This window comes from Halobacterium sp. MBLA0001 (assembly GCF_049705385.1).
GTDB lineage: Archaea > Halobacteriota > Halobacteria > Halobacteriales > Halobacteriaceae > Halobacterium > Halobacterium salinarum.
Genome location: NZ_JBNAMQ010000007.1, coordinates 1,949,431 through 1,969,893, shown reverse-complemented (window position 1 = coordinate 1,969,893; position 20,463 = coordinate 1,949,431). Strand labels below are relative to the sequence as shown.

Genomic DNA, 20,463 nt, shown 5'->3' with positions numbered 1-20,463 from the left:
TGGTAAACACTTTCGGATGATGGGAGAATCATCCGTAATTCATTGACGAGGAACACTTGAGCAGGCCATGGCTGACGGCCTGCTTGTAATTCACCGCCCACCGCACTCTTCTGAGATGGATTCACTGAAGTAATGCCTTCGAGGCAGTTCAGAACGGACTGCCGAATCAGCACGTCAGACTGGGGAGGACACTGGACAATGCCTGAATGCCCCCATATAGGACCTCAGACCACCTGCATCCTATTGTCCAGCTCTTCGTTACATATCTATATCAGGCGGCACAGATTTTCCGGCCCACACACCAATATTAATACCACTAATAAAGTAAAGAACCGAATAGTAGTTAAAATAAATATATAGGGGGTTATTCACCCTCTATTTTTGATGATTGGGGGCAAACTGGGTCAGATCAAATACTACTCGGCCACGCGCATCACGAACATCTCCGCGACCTCCCCATCCAGCAGATACGCGAGATGTACCGACAGGCCGTACGTCGACTCTTAGGTCAGGTTTCGGAGACTGAGGAGTTCTACCGGGCTGGCATCGTTGCTATCGACGTTCCCGAGTCCGACCCGTTCACTGGCGATCGAGCGGGCGATGAAGACGAGATTATTGGGACCAAAGAGAACACCGACGAGTCTCCCTACCAGTGGGCACCCGTCCGGCTGGTCGGGAATACTGTTCGGATAGGGCGCTTCGAGCGCCTGCTCGCCGTTCCGAACGGAGAACCGCGCTGTGGACCGCACTAGCGTGGCGCGATTCAGACGTCGCTGACGCCGTGGGCTATCTTGTAATTACAAGTGGTACTTATACCTCGGTAAACGCTGAATAAGCGTGAATGGATTCACTGAGCACGATATAACACCTGCATCACATAGAACTATTTATTATCCTGCGTTGCAACCTAGCCTACTCAATGAAGGTTTCCAGCAGTAGAACCGGAATTAACTACATAGTTGCTACGTCCAAGCCTTGCACTCAGTGCAACAGAGAGATCGGAGGGAGTCCTAGCTGATGGGGTACCAGTCGACAACAATCGCTAGCATTGTTAACGACGTAAATTATAATTACTTAATGCCTGCGATACAGAGGGAGTTTGTGTGGGACAAAAACCAAATTCTAGATCTATTTGATTCTGTACTACGCGGATATCCCATTGGATCGTTCCTCTTTTGGAGAGTAAAAGGAGATTATGCTAAGGATAGAATAAAGTATGAGTTTGTCAAAAACTACATCATAGATCCAATACATCCGGACGAACTAGAAGATGTCAGATATCATAATAAGAGGTATAGAGACGACATCAATGGATCTCCTAACCGTATCAACCTGGTTTTAGATGGGCAGCAACGCCTCACCTCGTTTTTTATAGGACTCAAAGGGACATTAACCACAAAAAAGCACAACAAACGGCGAAGTCGCACAGAATCCTGGGAAAAGAAGCAGCTGTACTTGAACGTTTTGTCGCCCACTAACGAGGAAGTGAACGAGAGAAGATACCAGTTTGAGTTTAAGACTCCAAACCCACAACATTCTGAAGGAGAGTACTGGTATAAAGTGCAAAACATTTTGCACGTGACTGATTTCACTGAAGAAAGTGAGAAAATAATAAGCGAAATAGAAGAAATAGATGAAATAAATGAAGAAACGGCACGGGGGCCAGTGAGCAAAAACATTAACAATTTATATAATTCAATACATGATAAAGAGGTAATTTCGTACTTTGAGGAAGAAGAAGAAAGTCAAGAAAAAGTGCTTGATATATTTTTGAGGGCTAATGAAGGCGGCACGCAGTTAAAGAAATCTGATATACTACTTTCAATTGCTACAGCCCATTGGAGTCGCGAGGATCAAACTAACAGTATTGTGGCAAGAGAAGAAATTCAGGCTCTTGTTGATAAACTAAACAAGCACGAATCAAGAGGGACCGTAGAATTTGACTCTAATTTTGTTCTTCGAGCTTTGATGTTGACTGGAGAGGTCTCCAGTCTCTCGTTCTCTCTGTCTAATTTCACTAAGAGTACTCTGTCTAAAATGAAAGATGCTTGGATGAGTCCGGAGTTTGAAAAATCTCTTTTCCGGACTTTGGACTTGATGAAAAGTTATGGGTTTACGACTAGCCACATCCGCAGTAAAATCTCTCTATTACCGGTTATATACTATTTTTATTCCAATGGTAACCCTACTATCTCGTACGAGTCAAAACATGGTAAGGAAAATAGGCAGAAAATCCTCTACTGGATGTGCTCAATCGTAACCAACGGTGAACTCACAACTGGTGGAACAATCCAGACGATTCGAGGTGTGAGGAAAGCGTTGAGGGAATCACCTGCAAATGAATTCCCGCTCAATGAGATCGAGAGTACTTTGAATAATTATAATAAGTCGATGGGCTTCGACCGTGAAAATATAGAGAGGTGGTTCAATGACAGCTCTAAGAGTAACCGTGTCCTCCGTGTCGTACTTTCTCTCCTTTACTTCCCCAACGTGGCTAACGAGAATTATAGCTTTGAGGTAGATCATATATTCCCGAAGTCAAAATTAAAGAGTGATTATCTCGTCGATGAGGTCGGGATGTCGCGAGAAGAGGCTAGTAAAATTGAAAAGCTCCGAGATAACCCTGCAAACCTACAACTGATTAGGGAAAGGCCTAACCGGAAAAAATCTGATAAACCTCCTGCTGAATGGCTGCCGACGCGCTCCGATGACTATATGCAACGCCATCGGATCCCAGAGTCCAACGAGCTTTATGAGATCGAAAACGTTGGCGAGTTCCTGGAAGCGCGAAAAGATATGATCATCTCTGACCTGCTGAACCAGTCTCCAGACCGAAATAACATCTCGATGAACGACCAGGAAGACTTGATATGATTCTAACTCATATATAATTGTATTAATTATATATTTGTACGTTTGTTGACTACGCTCGGTGTATTATTACGGCCGAAACACCGCCGCCTGCACGTCCGTCGTCGTGCCGTGCGCGGCCGATTCCACAGAGTCGGGGCTGGCAGCGTCGCGGCTGTCGAGGCTGGCGCACACGGCCTCCCGGACGCAGGCCCGGGTGGCAGCCCCCACGGGCGTTGCACTCCCGGAGTACGGCGCGGTTTCGCCGCCAGGGTCGCAGGCCACAACCACGGCGTCGCTGGTCGTGCCGGGGAACCCGGCGGTGGCGAGCAGCGTCGCGGCTTTTGCTTCCGCCGCGACCGCGACGAGGTTCGAGAGCGCGGCGTCGTCGAGCGCCCGGGTCGTCGCGGCGACGAGGTTCACCGTGCCCGGCGGTGCGCGCTCGGCGTCCGGGAGGGTGCCGCCGTCGGGGTCCATCGGGAGCGCGGCGGGGTTCGAGAGGCCGGCGGTCGCCGCGACCGCGACCGGGCCGCAGCGCGCGATGCGCGCGTGCTCCTGTGCGACGCCGGTGAGCAACACGGGGGCGTCGTCGCGGGGCGGGAAGCCCGCGGCTGCGAGGCGGTCGGTGACGTACGCGTGGGTGCTGTCGGGGGCCCAGTCGTCGGGCACGGTGATGCTGTACGCGCGGTCCGCGCGCGTGTCGCCGCCGCTCCAGCCGGTCGAGAGCCACCGCGCGCCCGGGGCGGCGAGTTCGAGCACGCCGTCGCGCAGCGTCGTCTCAAACATCCGCCAGCGCCGCCAGGAGGCGGTCGTTCTCGTCGGGGGTGCGGACGGCGACCCGCACGTGGCTGTCGAGCCCTCGGAACGTGGTGGCGTCCCGGAGCCTGATGCCCTCGGCGCTGGCGGCGGCCATGACGGCGTCGACGGGCCGCGGACCGACATCGAGCAGGAGGAACGGCGCACTCGACGGATGCACGTCGAAGGCGTCGGCCAGAGCGGCCCGCATGCGCGCCCGTTCGCTGGCGACGCGCCGTCGGGTTTCGGCGACGAACTCGGCCTGGCGCATCGCGTGGGCACCCACGGCCGCGGCGGGCGCGCCGAGGTTCCACGTCCGGCGCGCCGTGCGGAGGGTCGTCAGGCGGTCGCCGACGGCCACGAGGAACCCCGCGCGCAGCCCGGGCAGCCCGAACAGCTTGGTGAGCGAGCGCGCGACCACGACCCCCGGGGTCCCGGCGATCGAGGGGGCGTCGGTGAACCCCAGGAACGCCTCGTCGACCAGCAGTTCGGTGTTTGCGGCCCGGCAGCGCGCGGCGAACGCGCGCAATGCGTCGTCGTCGTAGCGGTCGCCAGTGGGGTTGTTGGGGGTGCACGCGATCGCCAGCGTGTGCTCGCTGGGGTCGGCGTCGAGGAGGGCGTCGTGTGGCACGAAGACGGGCGTTGCGCCCTGTAGTTCGACCTCGCGGGCGTACTCGCTGAAGCTCGGGGCCGGCACGAGCACGGTGTCGCCGGGCGTGACACGGGTTTCGATGGCCAGCCGGATGCCGGCGAGGCCGCCCGGCGTCTGCACGACGGTGTCCGGGGCGCAGTCAACGTGGTCGGCGGCGGCCGCCCGGAACGCGGGGTAGTCGTCGTCGGGGTAGCGGGCGGCGTCGTCGAGCGCGGCGGTGTACGCCGCTCGGGTGCCGGGGGGCGTCCGCGGGGTGGTGTTCGCGCTGAAGTCGAGCACGTCGGGGTCGTCGCTGCCGCCGTGGGCAACCCGGCCGGCGTCGCGGACGGCGTCAGGGTGCATTGTCGTGTGTCACGGGCTCACCGGGGGTGATTCCTGCGGTCGGTGGCCGCGAGCAGCCGCGCCGCCACCGCGGCGTCGGATCGGTGGTTCACGTTCACCGCGAGGCGCGCGTCGAAGCTCCGGTGGGTGGCCTCGGTGTCGCCCCCGCCGACGACGTTGACGCCGGTGGGCACCCACGCGTCGGCGTCGGCGTCAGTACTCACGCCGAGTTCGTGTTTCAGCGCTCGCGGGACGCACGCGCTCGTCGTCGCGCCGTCGGCGGCGGCGACCACGGTGTCCACGACGGCGGGGGCCAGCAGTGGGAGGTCGGCGGCGACCGTCAGCACGGGCGTTCCGACCGCATCCAGTACCGCCGTGAGGTCCGCCACGTAGCCGTCGCCCGGCGTCTCGATGAGCGACAGCGGCGTGGCCGCGAGGTGGGCTGCGGTGTCGGGCGCGTGCGGCGACACGGCGGCGTGGGTGGTGTCGATCCGGCCGGCGGCTTCGAGCGCCGCCCGGACGTGATCGACCATCGCGCGCCCGCCGACCTCGAACAGCGGCTTCTCGGCGGCGGCGTCCAGTCTGGTGCCGCGCCCGCCACACATCACCACAGCGTCCACACGACCACCCCCGCGTGGAGTCCGACCACGCGACTGACCTCGTTGACCGCGCCGAACACGTCGCCGTTCGCTCCGCCCAGCAGTCCCGTGAGCCAGCGCCGCGTCAGCGCGCCCGCGACGACCGCGCCCGCCAGCGCGCCGGCCGCGGCCGGCGACGGCACGGACGCCAGAGCCACCGGGAGCGCGACACCCGCGACCGCTGGCAGCGCGCCGGGCGTCGCGTTCCCGGTGAACTGCGAGCCCAGCCCGTCGTGTGGGGCGTGTGCGAGACACGCCACCGCCGCCATGCTGGTTTTCGCGCCCACCTCGGTCGCGACGACGACCCCAACGGCGGTCCACGTTGGGAGGGCAGCCACACCCAGGCTGCCGGTCACCAGGCCGGCGACGACCACGACCACCGCGGCGATGGCGCCCACGCCGGTTGTCGTGTCCTTCAGCACCGTGCGGCGGTCGGCGGGGTCGCCGTGCACCACCGCCGCGTCACCGGCGTCCGCGACGCCGTCGAGGTGGTTGATGCCGGTGACCGCGAACACCACAGCGAGGTACGCGAACGCGACCGTTCCGTGGGGGACGCCGCCCGCCAGCATCGGCACGGCGAGGAGCGCGCCGACGACGTAGCCCGCCAGCGGGAACGCCCACGGGGCGGTGATGAACGACTCCCAGCGGGGTTCGCTGTACGCCACGGGCAGCCGCGTGAGGAAGCTCACCGCACCCAGGAGGGCGTCCCTCACAGCCCGCCACCTCCGGCGTAGACGACCGCCGCAGTGAGCGCGTACGCGAGGCCGCCCGCAGTGCTCACCACGCGGACGCCGCGCCGGCTCTCGGCCAGTCCGGGGAGCGCGGCGGCCTCGCGGAGCTCGTACACCCCGGGTTTCACCAGCCGGCAGTCCAGGACCGCCGCCAGCGTCGCCATCGGCCACCCGGAGTTGGGCGACGGGGGAGCGCCGGCGTCGGCGGCGGCCCGGGACACCGCAGCGGGGGCGCGGGCGGCGGCCGCGATCAGGACCGCGGCCAGCCGCGCCGGCACCCACATCACGGCGTCGTCGAGGCGCGCGCTCGCGGTGCCCACGCGCTTCGACCGGTAGCCGAGCATGGAGTCGAGCGTGTTCACGGCTTTCACCCACGCCGCGGCGGCCGCGCCCACGGGCAGCGACACGACCGCCGCGCCCACGGCGAACGCCGCCAGCGGCGCGACCAGGCCGTCAGCCAGGTTTTCGGCGGTGCTCTCGACGGCCGCGCTGCGCAGCTCGCCGGCCGACAGCGCGTCGGGATCGCGGCCCGCGAGCGCGCGCAGCCGGCGTCTGGCGGCGTCGAGGCTGTTCTCGGTTCTCGTGGCGGCGATGACGCCGCCTGCCTCCGCCAGCAGCATGCGCCGGCTGGTCGTCACGAACACCACGAGCCCGGCCACGACCGCGCCCGCCAGCGCGCTTCCCCGGGTGGTTGCCGTGACTGCCGCCCAGACAGTGGCGGCGGCGGCAAGCGGCAACGCGATCGCGGCGAGCGCGCCCACGGCCAGCGGCCGCGTCCACGGTCGGTCGACGACACCGACAGCGCGCCCGAACCACGCCACGGGGTGGCAGCCGGCCGGCGGCTCCGCGATCGCGGCGTCGAGGGCGACCCCCAGGGCGACCGCGCCCACGGCCGCCGCCGTCATGCGTCGTCGAGGGCGGCGGGCACGGCCTGGAGTGGGGTTTCAGTGAGCAACACCGCCCGCCCGCCCACTGCGGTGATGCCGCCGTCAGCCTCCGGGTCGTCGCCGATGTGCACCAGCGTTTCCGGCGGCGCATCCAGCGCGTCGGCGACCGCCTGGAAGGCGTTGGCGTGGGGTTTCCGCCAGCCACAGCCCACGCTCGTCACGACGGCGTCGAAGCGGTCGGCGAGGCCGGCCTGGGAGAGCGCGCGCTCGGCGAGGCCGGGAATACTGCAGTTCGAGAGCACCGCCACCGGGCCGCGCTCGGCGGCCGCCTCGACTGCGGCGGCCGCGCCGGGGCGACGCTGGACGGGCGTCTCGAAGGCGGCAAGCGTGGCCGCCCGGACCGTGTCCGAGGGCGCTTCGACCCCCCGGCTTTCGAGGGCGTCGGCGACATGCGCGGACAGCGACCGCTCCATGCCCGGCGCGTGGTCGGCGTGTGGCTGCCGGTACGCCGCCGTCCAGTCGTCGGGCACCCGGACGCCGGCGGCGGCGAGCGCGTCCGCGACCGCGGTCGCCGGGGCTTCGGGCCGCGGCGCGTCCACGAGCGTCCCGAACAGATCAAACGACGTTGACACGGTAGAACGCTGGCCGCACGCGGACTTGAATCGGTCGGTCACGCGTCCGGGGCGGGGGGCACCCCGAGCGGGTCGAGGTCGACGTGCGCGTCGACGAGCGCGGCTGCCGCATCGGACGGCGACCGGTCGGCGGTGTCGGCGGGCGCGGGCTGTTCGACGCCGGCGGCCGCGAAGACGGCGTCCCGGAACCCCCTGCGTGCGGCGTCGTTCCCGAACAGCCCGTGGAGGTAGGTGCCGAGCACGCGCCCCCGGGCCGCGCTCGCCGGGCCGACCGGCTGGGGGACGCCGTCCGGCACGGTGGTTCGGCCCATGTGGATCTCGTAGCCGGTGACGGCGCCCGTTGCGCCGCCGAGCGCCCCACAGTCGGCGAGCTCTCGGGTGACCGCCTCGACGCGCTTGTCCGGCTGAAAGGCGGTCTCCACGGGGAGCACGCCAACGCCGTCGACGGCCCCGAGGTCGTCGGCCGTGGACTCCGTGGCGGCGTTGGTGATGCGGTCGCCGAGCATCTGGTAGCCGCCACACAGCCCGACGATCGGGCCGTCGAACGCGCGCAGCGCCCGCCCGAGGCCGGCCCCCCGGGCCGCCCGCAGGTCGTCGACGGTGTTCTTGGTGCCGGGGAGCACGACCGCGTCGGCCGCCGCCAGCGGCGCGTCCAGTGGCTGGTAGGCAACGCGGACGCCGGGCGTGCGCGCCAGCGGCGCGAGGTCAGTGAAGTTCGAGATGTGAGGGAGGTGTGGCACCGCCACCGTCACCGACGCCGCGTCGGGGACGCCGTCCTGGCCGCCGTCCACCACGCGCTCGCTGGGGTCCGGCAGTGACACGCTGTCCTCCGCGGGCAACCCCGGGTCGTCGTGCGGGATGACGCCGAGCACCGGCACGCCGGTGCGCGCTTCGATCTCGGTGATGCCGGGGTCGAGCAGCGACCGATCCCCGCGGAACTTCGTGATCACCGCGCCCGCCACCCGGTCGTGGATGTCGTCGGGCAGCAGCGCCAGCGTCCCGTGGAGGCTGGCGAACGCGCCGCCGCGCTCGATGTCCACGACGAGCAGGATGGTGGCGTCGGCGAACCGCGCGGTTTCGAGGTTCGCCAGATCGCGGTCGTGGAGGTTGAGCTCCGCGATGCTGCCGGCGCCCTCCGCGACCACCACGTCGTTGTCGGCGGCCAGGCGGGCGTGGGCCGCGGCCGCGGCGTCGCGGGCGTCCGCCCAGTGGGACTCGTAGTACGACCCCGCGCTGTAGTGGCCGACCGCCCGCCCGTCCACGACGAGTTGGCTCTCGGCGTCCCCGCGGGGCTTCAACAACACCGGGTTGTGGTCCGTCGACGCCGCCGTGCGGGCGGCCCGCGCCTGCACGTACTGGGACACGCCGATTTCGCCCCACGGGTCGGCGGCCGGCGGCGCGCCGTCGGCCACCGGCACCGCGCGGGCGTTGTTGCTCATGTTCTGAGCCTTGAACGGCGCGACCGACAGCCCGCGGTCGGCGAGCAGCCGACAGAGCCCCGCCGCGACCGTGCTCTTCCCGACGTGGGAGGCGGTCCCCGCCACCAGGATCGTCCGGCAGTCCTCGCCCGCGGTCATCTCAGTACTCCGTCCCCTTGCGCGCGCCCTGCCCGTTCTCCATGGGGTGGCGTTGCTTCCGAACCTCCGTGACGAGGTCCGCGCGCTCGGTCACGAACGTCGGCTCCGTGTGCCCGCCCGTGAGCACCACCTCCAGGTCGTCGGGCTTGGTGTCGATGAGCGCCACCACGTCCTCGGGGTCGACCAGCCCGCGGTTGGCGGCGTACAACACCTCGTCCAGCACGAGCAAATGCACGCCCTCGGTGGGGTCGGCGTCGAGGGGCACCGCTCCGTCCACCCCGGTGGACGCGTCCACGATCTCCTGGGCGCGCGCGAGCCCGCCGTTCGCGCGGGCGGCGTGCTCGTCGTCGCTGCTGCCGTCGTGGAACCCGTGCCAGCCGTAGTGGCCGGCGTTCTCGTAGGTGATCCCGGGCACCGCGTCGATGGCGGCGTACTCCCCGCGCACGTCCTCGACGGTGCCGGTCCCGCCTTTCATCAGCTGCACCACGTGCGTGCGGAAGCCGTGGCCGGCCGCCCGCATCGCCATCCCGAGGGCGGCCGTGGTTTTGCCCTTGCCGTCACCCCACCACACCTGCACGAGCCCGAACTCCGCGGGGGCGGTGGGCGTGATCTCGGCGGGCCGCATCGTGTCGGCGTCCTGTTCGTCGGCGGTCGTGGTGTCGTCGTCGGTGGCTGTCATAATGCATCGAGAAAGGCGTCGAACGCGGTGCTCTCGGGGTGGACGTGGGCGTACGTGCCCAGCGTCCGGTACTCGGTGAGTCCGTCGTGGTCGCCGTCGATGCCGTCGCCGCGCTCGACGGCGAACGCGAAGCGCGCGTCGCTGGCCACGGTGGCCGCGGAGTAGTGGAACTCGTGGCCACGCAGCGTCGCCCCGGAGCCGGCGGTGAGGGTGTCCCCGGTCGCCCGGAGCTCGACGTGGTCCAGCGCCTGATAGCGGTCCTGCATCCGCACGTCAGCGGGCAACACGCCCGCCATCTCGGCGGTGTCGCCGTCGGTCGTCGTCAGCGATTCGGCCAGCGCCATGAGGCCGCCACACTCACCCAACACCGGCAGGCCGTCGGCGGCCCGCGCGCCCAGCGTGTCCAGGGCGGGCGCGTCGGCGAGGGCGTCCGTGTGCAACTCGGGGTACCCCCCGGGCAGGTAGACCCCATCGCAGGCCGGCAGGTCGTCGCCCGCAACCGGCGAGAACGTGACCACGTCGGCGCGCTCGCGGAGGCGCTCGCGGGTCGCCGGATACGCGAAACAGAACGCCGCGTCGTCCGCGACCGCGACCGTCTGGCCGGTGTCCGGGGCCGGATCGTGGGCCGGCGGGCGCGGCGGCGTTCGCGCCACGTCCGCGATGCGCTCGGCGGCGACGTGGGCGGCGGCGGCGTCCACGGCGTCGTCGTCGATCGCCGCTTCAGAGCCCATGTGGAGGCCGAGGTGGCGGTCCGGGACGTCCAAGTCGTCCCGCGGCGGGACGCGCCCGAAGTACGTGAGGCTGTCCGGGAGGGCGTCCCGGATCCCGTCGGCGTGGCGGCCGCCGTGGGCGCGCTGCGCGAGCACGCCCGCCACGTCCACGTCGACGGATGCTTCGGCGGCGTACGCCTGGAACCCCAGTGCCGTGGCGGCGACGCTCTGCATGCCCGCGCTGGCGTCCACGACGAGCACCACCGGCAGGTCGAGCTCGCTCGCGACGCGCGCGGTGCTGGCCACGGAGCCGTCGTACAGCCCCATCATGCCTTCGACCACGCAGACGTCGCCGTCCCCCTGGTGGTACGTCCGGCGCATGCCGTCGGTCCCGGACAACCACGGGTCAAGCGACCGCGAGGGCGTGCCCACGACCGGCTCGTGGTGGCTCGGGTCGATGAAGTCGGGGCCGGCCTTCGCCGGCTGCACGTCGTGTCCGGCGTCGGCGAGCGCCCGCGCGACCGCCAGGGTCGCCACCGTCTTTCCGACGCCGGACGCCGTCCCACCCAGCACGACGCCGTCCATCCCGCTTGCCGACTCAGACTCTGTCATACACTGAGATGATGGCGTTGCGCACCGAGTCCATTCCGATCCCGGCCTCCGCGGCGAGCGCGAGCGCGCCTCCCATCCCGACGCCCTCCTTGGCTTCACCGTCGAGGTAGGCGGCCATCGCGGGGTGAGACTCCCGCGCCTCGAAGGCGGGGTCGGTGACGGTCACGGCGAGGTCCTGGTCGGCCGCCAGGGCGTCGATCCCCGCCGAATCGTCGCCGGCCACGAACGACGTGGTGGCGAGCGTCATCGGCTCGGTCACGCCGTCGTGGCGGACGAGCGCGCCCGCGGTCGCGAGCTGGGTGCCGCCGGCAAGCGTCACGTCGATCCCGGCGTCGAGCGCGCCCGCCGCCAGCCCGGCAACCACGGCCAACACCGGATCACCCATCTGCCGGACTGCCGCGACGGGCTCGCCCGCGAGGTCGCCCTGTTCGAGGCCGCTTGCCGCGAGCGCGTCGTCGACGACCCGCTCTTTGAGCGCCACGGGGTTGTTCGGCAGCGACGAGGACACGATCCGGGGCTCGCCCAGCGCCGCCAACACTCCCATCGCCGTCGTGGTGCCGCCCGGAATGGTTTCGGCGATCACGAGCTCGTCAGTGTGGAGGCCGTGGCCGAACTCGTAGGCCGCACTGTACGCCGCTTCGGCGTCCGGAACGGGGGTTTCATCGCGGATGTCCGCCCCGGGGCTGATGCCCGTTGTCACCGTGGGTGCGCCCGTCGGCTCGGCGAGCCCGGCGTCGATGACAAGCGACTCGAAGCCGACCAGCTCCCGGACCGCTCGGGTGATGACCGCGGGTGTCGGACACCCCGACGGGCTGACCGGCACCACGGGCGCACGGACCGTGTGGCCGTACGTCAGCAGTTCGGCGTCCGCGCTCGGCGTGTGTGCCATCAGCGCGGGATCCGCGCCGGCGGCACTGATCCCCTCGATAGCCGCCGTTCGGGTTGCGCCCGCGGCGAGTGCGAACAGCGTGTCTGGTGTTCCGGACATACGTCGTTTCAGTGTGGAGACACTCTTTAATTCGGTGGTCGATCACCCGGTCGCCGCCGGGGAGCCAGCGCAAGCTATTAGCGTCGATGGCACGACGCCGTATGCAACCACAGTTGGGTTCGGACAACCCAGCTTGCTTCACCCATGACACGCGACGCGCTCCTCTTGCTCGGCCGCGACACGCCCCACGCCCGTGAAACACTCGCGACCCACGCCCAGCGCCTCCGCGAGCGCGGCGTCGCGGACGCCGTCCACGCCCGCCACTACGACCACGAGCCCCGGCGTGATCTGCGCGGCCGGCTCACGGCCATCGACGCCGACCGCGTGTTCGCCGTTCCGATGACCACCGCCCACACCCGCGAAACCACGGTCGGCGTGCCCGCCGCCCTCCAGGCGCTCACCGACGCGACCGTGCAGTACTGCGAGCCCATCGGGCGAAGCGGCGCGGTCACGGACGTGATCCACGACCGCGCCACCGACGCCGCCGCCGACGCCCCGTCTGCGATCGGCCTCGTCACGCTGGGCGCGAGCTCGCTGCCCTACCACCGCCAGGTCGCCGAATACCACGCCGCCAGGCTCCGCGAGCGCGGGACGTACGACGATGTCGCCACCAGCCACCTCGTCCAGAACCCCGCCGTCGAATGCCTCCGGTACAACCTCAGCACCGACGACGCCGTCGTCGTCCCCGTGTTCGTCGCCGCCGGCGCGGCCACCGACCGCGACATCCCCGACCGGCTGGACCTGGCCCGCGGCGGCATCGCGTACGCCGACCCGCTGGGCGCGCACCCACGGCTCACGGACGCCGTCGAAGCCACGCTGGCCCAGCAGCGCGTGCTCGCCGACCGCGACACCACCGCCGCGACCACGCTCACGGCCACCGCGCCGGCGTTCGCCACCGACGGCGACGGCGCTTAAGCCGACCGCCGGACGGCCAGCACGGACAGATCCGAGAACGGCGTCTCCTCGCCCGCGTGGGCGGCCAGCTCCCCCAGCGTGGTTCGCGTGATCGACTCGTCGTCGTGGGTGAGCCGCTCCAACACGAGGGCGTCCAGATCCGGGGCCGCGTCCGCCGCCTCCAGGAGGTCGGCGGCGATGTCCCCCGGCATCAGGTCGAACGGCCGCGGCAACACCAGCAGGTGGCGGTCGCCCACGGCGTCCCGCAGCCGCGCCACCCCGTCGCTCACGTCGCCGCTTTTGTGCAGGGTCACGAACGCGGTGTCCTCCATGGGGGTGCGCGCCCGGCTGGCCGCCACCTGCAGCGAGGAGATGCCCGGCACCACCCGCACGGGCTCGCCCACCGCGCGCTCGACTTTCCCCAGGAACTGGTAGCCCGAGTGGTTCGGGTCACCCATCAACACCGCCGTCCCGCGTGCGCCGTCGGCCACGCGCTCGCCGAACGCCGACAGCGCGGCCTGCTCGTCGCGGTACCCACACGTCAACAGGTCGGCGTCGGTCAGATCGGCGACGAACTCCACGACCGTCTCGAAGCCCACGATCACCTCGGCGTCCCGGATCGCACGCTCGCCGCGCGCCGTCAGGAACGCGGGGTTCCCGGGGCCGATGCCCACCGCGTGCACGGCGTGGTCGCCGGCCGCCGGCTCCGGGGTCTGGGCGGCGAACGACGCCGGGTCCGGCCCCGAATCGAGGTCGTACTCCTCGCTCATGACTCCGTCAGCGAGACGTCGCCGTCCCGAACGTCGCTGGCGACGTGCACCAGCTCGTTCGTCAGTCCCGCCGCGAGCCCGCTGCCGCCGCGGCGCCCGACGTTCGTGACCGCGGGCACGCCGTACTCGGCGGCGACCTCGCGGAGCCGCGTTCGGCTCTCGGCGGCCTTCACGAACCCGACGGGCGTGGCGACGACGACGGCCGGCCGGGTGCCGTCCGCGATGCAGTCCGCCAGCGCCAGCGCCGCCGTCGGCGCGTTCCCGACGACCGCGATCGCGCCGTCGTAGACGCCCTGCTTGTCGAGTTCGAGCACCGACGCCGCCGTCCGCGTCATCCCGGTCTCGGCCGCCAGCTCGGCGCCGTTCCCGATGGCTTTGCGCACCTCGCAGTCGTGGCCCCGCCCGGTCACGCCCGCTTTCACCATCGTGATGTCGGTGACGATGGGTGCCTCGTCGAGCACGGCGCGCGCGCCCGCTCGCACCGGCTCGCCGCCGCTGAACCGCAGCAGGTGTTGGAACTCGGGGTCGCCGGTCGCGTGCACGGACTTCTGGCGGAGGCGGTCGGCGAGCGTCTCGTCGGGCACCAGCTCGCGCACCCGATCCATGCTCGTCTCCGCGATGTCTAAGGCCTTCTCCGTGGTCGCGCCGAGGTCCGCGTACGACTCGAAGTCCTGTTCGTCGTCGCCGTCCGGTGTGGTGTCAGTCGTCATGTAGTGGTGTCTCGCGTTCGTCGCCGTCGGCTGGCGTGTCGTGCTCGCTCGACGCGCGCGCCTCCAGGTCGCCCGACACCTGCAGGTGGAGGTCACGCAGGCGCTCGGCGGTCTCGTCGTCGGCCCCCCAGAGGTCGCGCTCGATCGCCTCAAGCAGCGTGTCCGTGATCGAGGACAGCGCCCACGGGTTCACGTCCCGCAGCCACTCCTGGCGGTCCTCGTCGAAGGCGTACTTCTCGGCCACGTCCGCCCAGAGCGTGTCCGAAACGACGCCCGTCGTCGCGTCCCAGCCGAGCGTCACGTCGACCGTCGAGGAGAGGTCGCCGGCACCCTTGTAGCCGTGGTCCTCCATGGAGTCCAGCCACTCCGGGTTGAGCACGCGGGCGCGCATCGCCTTGCGCACTTTCTCCTCGTTGGTGTAGACGTCGACGTTGTCCGGGTCGCTTGAGTCCCCCACGTACGAGGCCGGCTCCGCGCCGCTCTCCTCGGCGACGGCGGTGATGAACCCGCCGTGGAACGCGTACCAGTCCGAGGAGTCGAACTCGTCTTGCTCCATCGTGTCCTCGATTTTCACCGTCGCGTCGACGTTCCCGAGGCGGCGCTCGAAGGCGTCGTGGGCCTCGCTGACGCGGCCCCGCGACCCCATCGCGTAGCCGCCCCACTGGACGTAGACGTCGGCGAGGTCCGAGCGGTCGTCCCACTCGCCCTCGTCGACGGCCTTGTTCGTCCCCGCGCCGTAGCCGCCCGGCCGCGTGGTGAACACGCGGCGCTTCGCGGCCTGTTCGGGGTTCTCGACGCCCTCGGCTTCGAGTTCGGCCGCCTCCGCCTCGACGTGCTTTTTGACGTAGTTCATGTCGTGTGGCTCGTCGAGGTCGACGACGGCGTCCACGGCGTCGTGGACGACGCCGGCGGCCTGCGGGAACGCGTCCCGGAACAGCCCCGACACCCGGGTGGTCACGTCGATCCGCGGCCGGCCGAGGTCCCCAAGGGGGATCGGCTCCACGTCGTCGACCCGGCCGGCGTCCGTCCAGACCGGCCGGACGCCCATCAGACCGAGTACTTGCGCGATGGTCTCCCCGCGCGTGCGGACCGTCGGGGTCCCCCACGCGACCACGCCGACCTCCTCGGGGTATTCGCCCTCGTCTTCCTGGTGGCGCTGGGCGACACCGTCGGCGACCTCCTTGCCCACGTCCCACGCCGTTCTGGCCGGGACTTTCCGCGGGTCCAGCGTGTAGAAGTTCCGGCCCGTCGGCAGCAGATCGACGCCGCCCCGGGTGGGCGCGCCGCTCCCGCCGGGTTCGACGTACTCGCCGTCAAGGGCGTCGGCCGTCTGCGGGATCTCCGATTCCGCCCCGAACACGCGCGGGGCGGCCTCCTCGCAGATGAACGCCAACACCGCACGCAGGTCGTCGTGTGCGCCCGACTTCGCGCGGGCGTCACCGATGGTGTCGATGTCGACCACGAGGAGGTTCATGTTCACCTCGTCGTCGGGGCCGGCCGCGACGTTCGACGCCGGCACGTCGAACCCCTCGGCGGCGAGCGTCTCCACGAGGTCGACGCTCGTCTCGTACACCTCGTCGGCGGCCTCGGCGTACGTCATCCCCAGGGCTTCGCTGTACTCGCCCGGGGAGTCGAGCATCGTCCCGTAGTCGACGCCGAGCACGCCCGCGACGGACTCCCGCAGCGACGGCGCGCCCGGGTTCTCCAGGCGCGTGAGCGCCACGAGATACTCCACCAGGCGGTCGTCCGCGGGCGGTTCGCCCATCGTGTGCAGGCCCAGCCGGATCTGGGTCGTCTTCACGTCCGTGACGTACTCGTGGACGCGCTCGACCAGCGCCTCGATGCCCACGGTGTCGCCGTCCACGGCGCCCTCCGCGAGCGAGCTGCCGGCCGCGTCGGGGCCGCGAACGTCGGCTTTCTCGGATATCTCGCCCTCGATGCCGAGTTCGACGGCGAGATCGAGGTCGGTCACCTGCTCGCGGATGCGGTCCGCGATGTGGGACTCGGCGTCCGCGCCGGCTCCGGTGCCGGCCTCCCGGTAGCGCGACGCCAGCTCCTCCAACTCGGCGAGCTCGTCGTAGGTGCCGGCGTTGCTCATCACGGGCGTGAGGTAGTCGACGACCGCGGCGTACGACCGGCGCTTGGCCTGCGTGCCCTCCCCGGGGTTGTTGACGATGTAGGGGTAGACGTTCGGCAGATCCCCCAGCAGCGCGTCGGGCGCGCTCTCGGCGTCGAGGCCGACGGTTTTCCCGGGCAGCCACTCCAGGCTGCCGTGCGTGCCGAGATGCACGACGGCGTCCGCGCCGAACTCCTCGCGGAGCCACGCGTAGAACGCGTAGTAGTCGTGGGGCGGCTGGAGGTCGCTGTCGTGGTAGACTTTCTCCGGGTCCATGCCGAAGCCGCGGGGCGGCTGGACGGTCACGAGCACGTTGCCGTACTCGACGCCCGGGATCGCGAACGGCCGCTCGGGCGGCTCCCCCCACTCCGCGACGACGTTCGCCCGGAACTCGGGGTCGGTGTCGGCCCACCACGACGCGTACTCGTCGGTCGACACCACGTCGACGCTGCGCTCGCGGACGTCCTCGGGGGCGACCCAGCGGTCGTCGAGGGTGAGCTGGCTGGTCAGCTGCTCGATCAGCGCCTGGCCCTCGGGCGGCGTCTTCCCACCGAGGCTGTACCCGCGTGCGTCCAGCTCGTCCAGCAGGTTGACCGTGCTCTCGGGGGTGTCCAGGCCGAACGCCGTCCCGATGCCGTCGTCGCTGGGCGGGTAGTTGTGGAGGACGACGGCGACCCGTTTCTCGTCGTTGTCGAGGTGGCGCAGCCGCGCCCAGTTCACGGCGAGGCTGGCGGCGTGCTCGACGCGGTCCGCGATGGGGAAGTGTTGTTTCGGCGCGGTGCCGATGCCGGCGTCGTCGTCGGTGCGCTCCTTGCCCGAGATGGGGTGGGTGATGACGTTGCCGTCGAACTCGGGCAGTGCGACCGAGAGCGCGAGTTCGAAGCCCATCACGCCGGTGTCCGCCGACTCGTACCGGGACCGCGAGCGCATCGTCGTGACCGTCTGGAGGACTGGCACCCCGAGGCGGTCGAGGAACACGTCCTCGGCGGCGTCGCCCTCGTCGCTTGCCGACCGGCCGCGCTCGTCCATCGACAGCGAGAACATGAACGAGGACACGACGGCGTCGACGACCGGCTCGCCGTCGGCAAGCAGCCACTGGTCGGTGACCCACTCGGCGTCTTCCTGCTCGTCGGTGTCGGTCGCCGGGTTGCAGAACACCGGGAGCGCGTTCGCACCCTGGGACTCCAGGGCGTGCACGACGCCGTCGACGTAGCGGGTGTTCTCGTGGGTCCAGTGGGACTCGTAGAACCACACCGCCACCGTCGGGGCGTCGGGGTCGAAGGTCGCACGCAGGCCGTCGTAGTCGATGCCGGGGTGGTCGGGGTGATAGACGCCCTCCGTCGGGAGCGCAACGGGGTCGTCGTACGCGAACTCCGTCCCCGAGTAGCGGTCACCGAGGAACCGCAGGCAGTTGGCGACGTTCGCCGACCCCCCACGGTCGAGGTACTCGTAGACGGTGTCGCGGTCCTCGGCGGCGACGGTGGTGTCCTCGACGGCGTAGGCGTCGCCGGTGGATTTCACCACCAGCGGGACGCCGGCGTCGGCCAGCCGGGCGGTCGCGCGGTCGTACCCCGGCATGCTGTCCTCGGCGCCGTGCAGCCAGAACACGGCTGCGTCGGCGTCCGCGGCGGTGTCCAGGAACGCCTCGACGGCGGTCTCGTCGTCGAGGTCGCTCTCCGAGCGCGCGACGAGATCCACGTCGACGCGGCCGGCGGCCGCCTGGACAGCGCCGAGCTCGTTCTCGGTCGCGGTGTAGAGTGCAAGTACAGTCACAACGCTGTTAAACCTCCATTGGAGTATTACAACTATGGTTGATTTGGGACGCAGCAAAAAGCTGTCGCCCGACCGGCGTGCCGGCGCGCCGTTCCCCGCCGTCGTCGGCCAAGACGACCTCAAAACGGGGCTGCTCGCCGTCGCCGCGAACGCGTCCCTGGACGGGCTGCTCGTCACCGGCGAGAAGGGCACCGCGAAGTCCACCACCGCCCGCGCGCTCGCCGACCTGCTGCCCGACCAGCGCGCCGTCGCGGACTGCCCCTACGGCTGTCCGCCCGAGGACCCCTCCCGCCAGTGCGCGGACTGCCGGGACCGCACCGACCCGCCGGTCGAATCGCGTCCGGTCCCGTTCGTCACACTCCCCTTGGGGGCGTCCCGCGACCGCGTCGTCGGCTCGCTGTCGGTGACCGACGCGCTCGCCGGCGACGCCGAGTTCAGCCCGGGGCTGTTGGCCGCGGCCAACCGGGGGATCCTCTACGTCGACGAAGTGAACCTCCTCGACGACCACCTCGTGGACGTGTTGCTCGACGCCGCCGCCAGCGGCGTCAACCGCGTCGAACGCGACGGCGTCAGCGTCACCCACCCCGCGGAGTTCACGCTCGTCGGCACGATGAACCCCGAGGAGGGCGACCTCCGCCCGCAGTTCCGCGACCGGTTCGCGCTCCGCGTCGCCGTCGCGGGCAGCGAGGAGATCGCCGACCGCGTCGAGATCATGGACCGCGCGCTCGCGGGCTTCGACGGCGACTACGCCGCCGACACCGCCGCCGTCCGCGACCGCCTGGTGACCGCCCGCGACCTGCTGCCCGACGTCGACCTCCCCGAGTCGCTGGCCCGCGAGATCGCCGAACTCTGCCGGGACGCCGGCGTCGACGGCCACCGCGCCGACGTGGCCACCGCCCGCGCCGCCCGCACGCTCGCGGCGCTCGACGGCCGCCCGACGGTCACCGAGGCCGACATCGAACGCGCCGCGGGGTTCGCGCTCCCACACCGCCTGCAGTCCCGCCCCTTCGAGGACGCACCCGACCCCGAGGACGTCGTTGACGACCACTTCGACGACGACGGCGACCAGTCCGACGAGGCAGGCGACCCCGAGACCTCGGACGAGGCGGGCGGCGACGACCCGGAACCCACCGACAACGCCGAAGCCGACGCCGAACCGGACGGTGACACCGACGGGGCGGAGGCCCCGACGGGAGGCCCGGACGACAGCCAGTCCGAGGGCAGCCAGGCCCCCGCCGACTCCGAGGCCGGCGACGACCCGACGGACGGCGAGCGCGGCGACGACGAGGACACCGAAGACGCCGCGCCGCTGGTGCCCGGCCAGCCCCGCGGGGACACGGTCGAACCAGGCACCGGCGTGGCCCCGGACGCCGATGCGCCGGACGCCGAGCGCGCCACCGGCGATTCCGGGCGTGCGTCCGCCACTCCGAGCCCGGACGCCCGGGGGGCGCGCGTGCGAACCGAGCGCGCGACACCCGCCGACGACGTCGACGCCGCTGCGTCGGTCCGCGCGGCCGCCGCGCGCGGCAGTGACGCCGTCGAATCGCGGGACCTCAGGCAGTCGATCAACGCGGGGTCGGCGTCCGCGCTCGTCGTGTTCGCGGTGGACGCCAGCGCGTCCATGCGGGGGCCGATGCGCGCCGCGAAAGGCGTCGCGCTCGACCTGCTCCGGGACGCCTACCAGCACCGCGACGAGATCGCCGTGGTCGCGTTCGCGGGCGACGACGCCGACGTACTGGTGCCGCCCACGGACAGCGTGGCGCTGGCCGCCCGCCACCTCAAAGACCTCCCCACTGGCGACCGAACGCCGCTGCCAGCGGGACTGCGGGCCGCCGACGACGTGCTCTCGCGCGCGGACCCCGACACGAGCGTCGTCGTCGTTGTGACTGACGGCCAGGCGAACGCCACCGACACCCCCACGGCGGCGACCCGAACGGCCGCGTCGGCGCTCGCCGAGCGGGGCGCACACGTCGTCGTCGTCGACGCCGGCGACAACGCCAGGGGGCTCACCAGCGACATCGTCGACGCCGCAGACGGTGAACGCGTGCCCCTCGACGCGCTCAGCGCCGACCGCGTCGAACACGCAGTCGGCCAGGCGCGAAAATGAGCTGTCCGCGAACTAGCACCG

The 20,463-nt window shown here is 69.4% G+C and carries 16 protein-coding genes and 1 pseudogene; 4 read left to right on the top strand and 13 right to left on the bottom strand.

Going from position 1 to position 20,463, the window contains the following annotated elements:
* Positions 1-419 precede the first annotated feature (419 nt).
* Both ACOZ32_RS11620 and ACOZ32_RS11615 read left to right on the top strand, forming a co-directional pair.
* Positions 420-692 (top strand): annotated as a pseudogene (locus tag ACOZ32_RS11620) (transposase); the annotation flags it as partial.
* Positions 693-1,017: 325 nt separating this feature from the next.
* Positions 1,018-2,874, top strand: coding sequence for a GmrSD restriction endonuclease domain-containing protein (locus ACOZ32_RS11615; RefSeq protein WP_424335235.1), 1,857 nt, complete (start codon positions 1,018-1,020; stop codon positions 2,872-2,874).
* A gap of 66 nt (positions 2,875-2,940) precedes the next feature.
* On the opposite strand, the gene cbiZ is transcribed toward ACOZ32_RS11615, so the two are convergent.
* The 10 genes from cbiZ to ACOZ32_RS11565 are packed head-to-tail and all read right to left on the bottom strand — an operon-like array spanning position 2,941 to position 12,072.
* The gene (gene cbiZ, locus ACOZ32_RS11610; protein WP_424335234.1) at positions 2,941-3,636 is read right to left on the bottom strand and encodes an adenosylcobinamide amidohydrolase CbiZ; all 696 of its coding nucleotides are present in this window, start codon (positions 3,634-3,636) and stop codon (positions 2,941-2,943) included.
* The gene (gene cobD / locus ACOZ32_RS11605; protein WP_424335233.1) at positions 3,629-4,639 is read right to left on the bottom strand and encodes a threonine-phosphate decarboxylase CobD; all 1,011 of its coding nucleotides are present in this window, start codon (positions 4,637-4,639) and stop codon (positions 3,629-3,631) included. The genes cbiZ and cobD overlap by 8 nt, the downstream gene beginning before the upstream one ends.
* A gap of 17 nt (positions 4,640-4,656) precedes the next feature.
* Positions 4,657-5,223, bottom strand: coding sequence for an NTP transferase domain-containing protein (locus ACOZ32_RS11600; RefSeq protein ID WP_424335262.1), 567 nt, complete (start codon positions 5,221-5,223; stop codon positions 4,657-4,659).
* The gene (gene cobS, locus ACOZ32_RS11595; protein ID WP_205250868.1) at positions 5,223-5,969 is read right to left on the bottom strand and encodes an adenosylcobinamide-GDP ribazoletransferase; all 747 of its coding nucleotides are present in this window, start codon (positions 5,967-5,969) and stop codon (positions 5,223-5,225) included. Before cobS ends, ACOZ32_RS11600 begins: the two co-directional genes overlap by 1 nt.
* Positions 5,966-6,892, bottom strand: coding sequence for a CobD/CbiB family cobalamin biosynthesis protein (locus ACOZ32_RS11590; RefSeq protein ID WP_205250867.1), 927 nt, complete (start codon positions 6,890-6,892; stop codon positions 5,966-5,968). Before ACOZ32_RS11590 ends, cobS begins: the two co-directional genes overlap by 4 nt.
* Complete coding sequence (locus ACOZ32_RS11585) at positions 6,889-7,506, bottom strand: HAD family hydrolase (protein ID WP_205250866.1); 618 nt, start codon at positions 7,504-7,506, stop codon at positions 6,889-6,891. The genes ACOZ32_RS11590 and ACOZ32_RS11585 overlap by 4 nt, the downstream gene beginning before the upstream one ends.
* 38 nt (positions 7,507-7,544) lie before the next feature.
* On the bottom strand, positions 7,545-9,083 hold the full coding sequence (locus tag ACOZ32_RS11580; RefSeq protein WP_205250865.1) for a cobyric acid synthase: 1,539 nt from the start codon (positions 9,081-9,083) through the stop codon (positions 7,545-7,547).
* Between the two features lies 1 nt (position 9,084).
* A complete protein-coding gene (locus ACOZ32_RS11575) occupies positions 9,085-9,708 on the bottom strand; it encodes a cob(I)yrinic acid a,c-diamide adenosyltransferase (RefSeq protein ID WP_049892603.1) in 624 nt (207 codons plus the stop codon).
* A 50-nt stretch (positions 9,709-9,758) separates the two neighbouring features.
* A complete protein-coding gene (locus ACOZ32_RS11570; RefSeq protein WP_205251895.1) occupies positions 9,759-11,057 on the bottom strand; it encodes a cobyrinic acid a,c-diamide synthase in 1,299 nt (432 codons plus the stop codon).
* A gap of 13 nt (positions 11,058-11,070) precedes the next feature.
* Positions 11,071-12,072 (bottom strand): nicotinate-nucleotide--dimethylbenzimidazole phosphoribosyltransferase, encoded by a 1,002-nt coding sequence (locus tag ACOZ32_RS11565; protein ID WP_012289355.1) that lies wholly within the window; start codon positions 12,070-12,072, stop codon positions 11,071-11,073.
* 144 nt (positions 12,073-12,216) lie between these two features.
* Here ACOZ32_RS11565 and ACOZ32_RS11560 point away from each other — a divergent pair, with 144 nt between their 5' ends.
* Positions 12,217-12,987, top strand: a complete 771-nt coding sequence (locus ACOZ32_RS11560) for a sirohydrochlorin chelatase (protein WP_205251999.1) — start codon at positions 12,217-12,219, stop codon at positions 12,985-12,987.
* Here ACOZ32_RS11560 and ACOZ32_RS11555 read toward each other — a convergent pair.
* From ACOZ32_RS11555 to cobN, 3 genes are read right to left on the bottom strand one after another with little or no spacing between them, the layout of a single operon-like run.
* Complete coding sequence (locus ACOZ32_RS11555) at positions 12,984-13,736, bottom strand: cobalt-precorrin-7 (C(5))-methyltransferase (RefSeq protein ID WP_205250862.1); 753 nt, start codon at positions 13,734-13,736, stop codon at positions 12,984-12,986. The genes ACOZ32_RS11560 and ACOZ32_RS11555 overlap by 4 nt on opposite strands.
* Entirely contained in the window at positions 13,733-14,446 is a 714-nt protein-coding gene (locus ACOZ32_RS11550; protein ID WP_205250861.1) for a precorrin-8X methylmutase, read from the bottom strand. The genes ACOZ32_RS11555 and ACOZ32_RS11550 overlap by 4 nt, the downstream gene beginning before the upstream one ends.
* Positions 14,436-18,335, bottom strand: coding sequence for a cobaltochelatase subunit CobN (gene cobN / locus ACOZ32_RS11545; RefSeq protein WP_424335232.1), 3,900 nt, complete (start codon positions 18,333-18,335; stop codon positions 14,436-14,438). Before cobN ends, ACOZ32_RS11550 begins: the two co-directional genes overlap by 11 nt.
* Positions 18,336-18,369: 34 nt before the next feature.
* Here cobN and ACOZ32_RS11540 point away from each other — a divergent pair, with 34 nt between their 5' ends.
* Positions 18,370-20,442, top strand: coding sequence for a VWA domain-containing protein (locus tag ACOZ32_RS11540; RefSeq protein WP_424335231.1), 2,073 nt, complete (start codon positions 18,370-18,372; stop codon positions 20,440-20,442).
* The last annotated feature ends 21 nt before the right edge of the window (positions 20,443-20,463 follow it).

Bases quoted from the DNA above. Each gene is read 5' to 3' on its own strand.
- ACOZ32_RS11540 (WP_424335231.1), top strand. From the start codon at position 18,370: ATGGTTGATTTGGGACGCAGCAAAAAGCTGTCGCCCGACCGGCGTGCC.
- cbiZ (WP_424335234.1), bottom strand. From the start codon at position 3,636: ATGTTTGAGACGACGCTGCGCGACGGCGTGCTCGAACTCGCCGCCCCG.
- ACOZ32_RS11570 (WP_205251895.1), bottom strand. From the start codon at position 11,057: ATGGACGGCGTCGTGCTGGGTGGGACGGCGTCCGGCGTCGGAAAGACG.
- ACOZ32_RS11580 (WP_205250865.1), bottom strand. From the start codon at position 9,083: ATGACCGCGGGCGAGGACTGCCGGACGATCCTGGTGGCGGGGACCGCC.
- ACOZ32_RS11550 (WP_205250861.1), bottom strand. From the start codon at position 14,446: ATGACGACTGACACCACACCGGACGGCGACGACGAACAGGACTTCGAG.
- ACOZ32_RS11565 (WP_012289355.1), bottom strand. From the start codon at position 12,072: ATGTCCGGAACACCAGACACGCTGTTCGCACTCGCCGCGGGCGCAACC.
- ACOZ32_RS11590 (WP_205250867.1), bottom strand. From the start codon at position 6,892: ATGACGGCGGCGGCCGTGGGCGCGGTCGCCCTGGGGGTCGCCCTCGAC.
- cobD (WP_424335233.1), bottom strand. From the start codon at position 4,639: ATGCACCCTGACGCCGTCCGCGACGCCGGCCGGGTTGCCCACGGCGGC.
- ACOZ32_RS11555 (WP_205250862.1), bottom strand. From the start codon at position 13,736: ATGAGCGAGGAGTACGACCTCGATTCGGGGCCGGACCCGGCGTCGTTC.
- ACOZ32_RS11560 (WP_205251999.1), top strand. From the start codon at position 12,217: ATGACACGCGACGCGCTCCTCTTGCTCGGCCGCGACACGCCCCACGCC.
- ACOZ32_RS11600 (WP_424335262.1), bottom strand. From the start codon at position 5,223: ATGTGTGGCGGGCGCGGCACCAGACTGGACGCCGCCGCCGAGAAGCCG.
- ACOZ32_RS11575 (WP_049892603.1), bottom strand. From the start codon at position 9,708: ATGCGGCCCGCCGAGATCACGCCCACCGCCCCCGCGGAGTTCGGGCTC.
- ACOZ32_RS11615 (WP_424335235.1), top strand. From the start codon at position 1,018: ATGGGGTACCAGTCGACAACAATCGCTAGCATTGTTAACGACGTAAAT.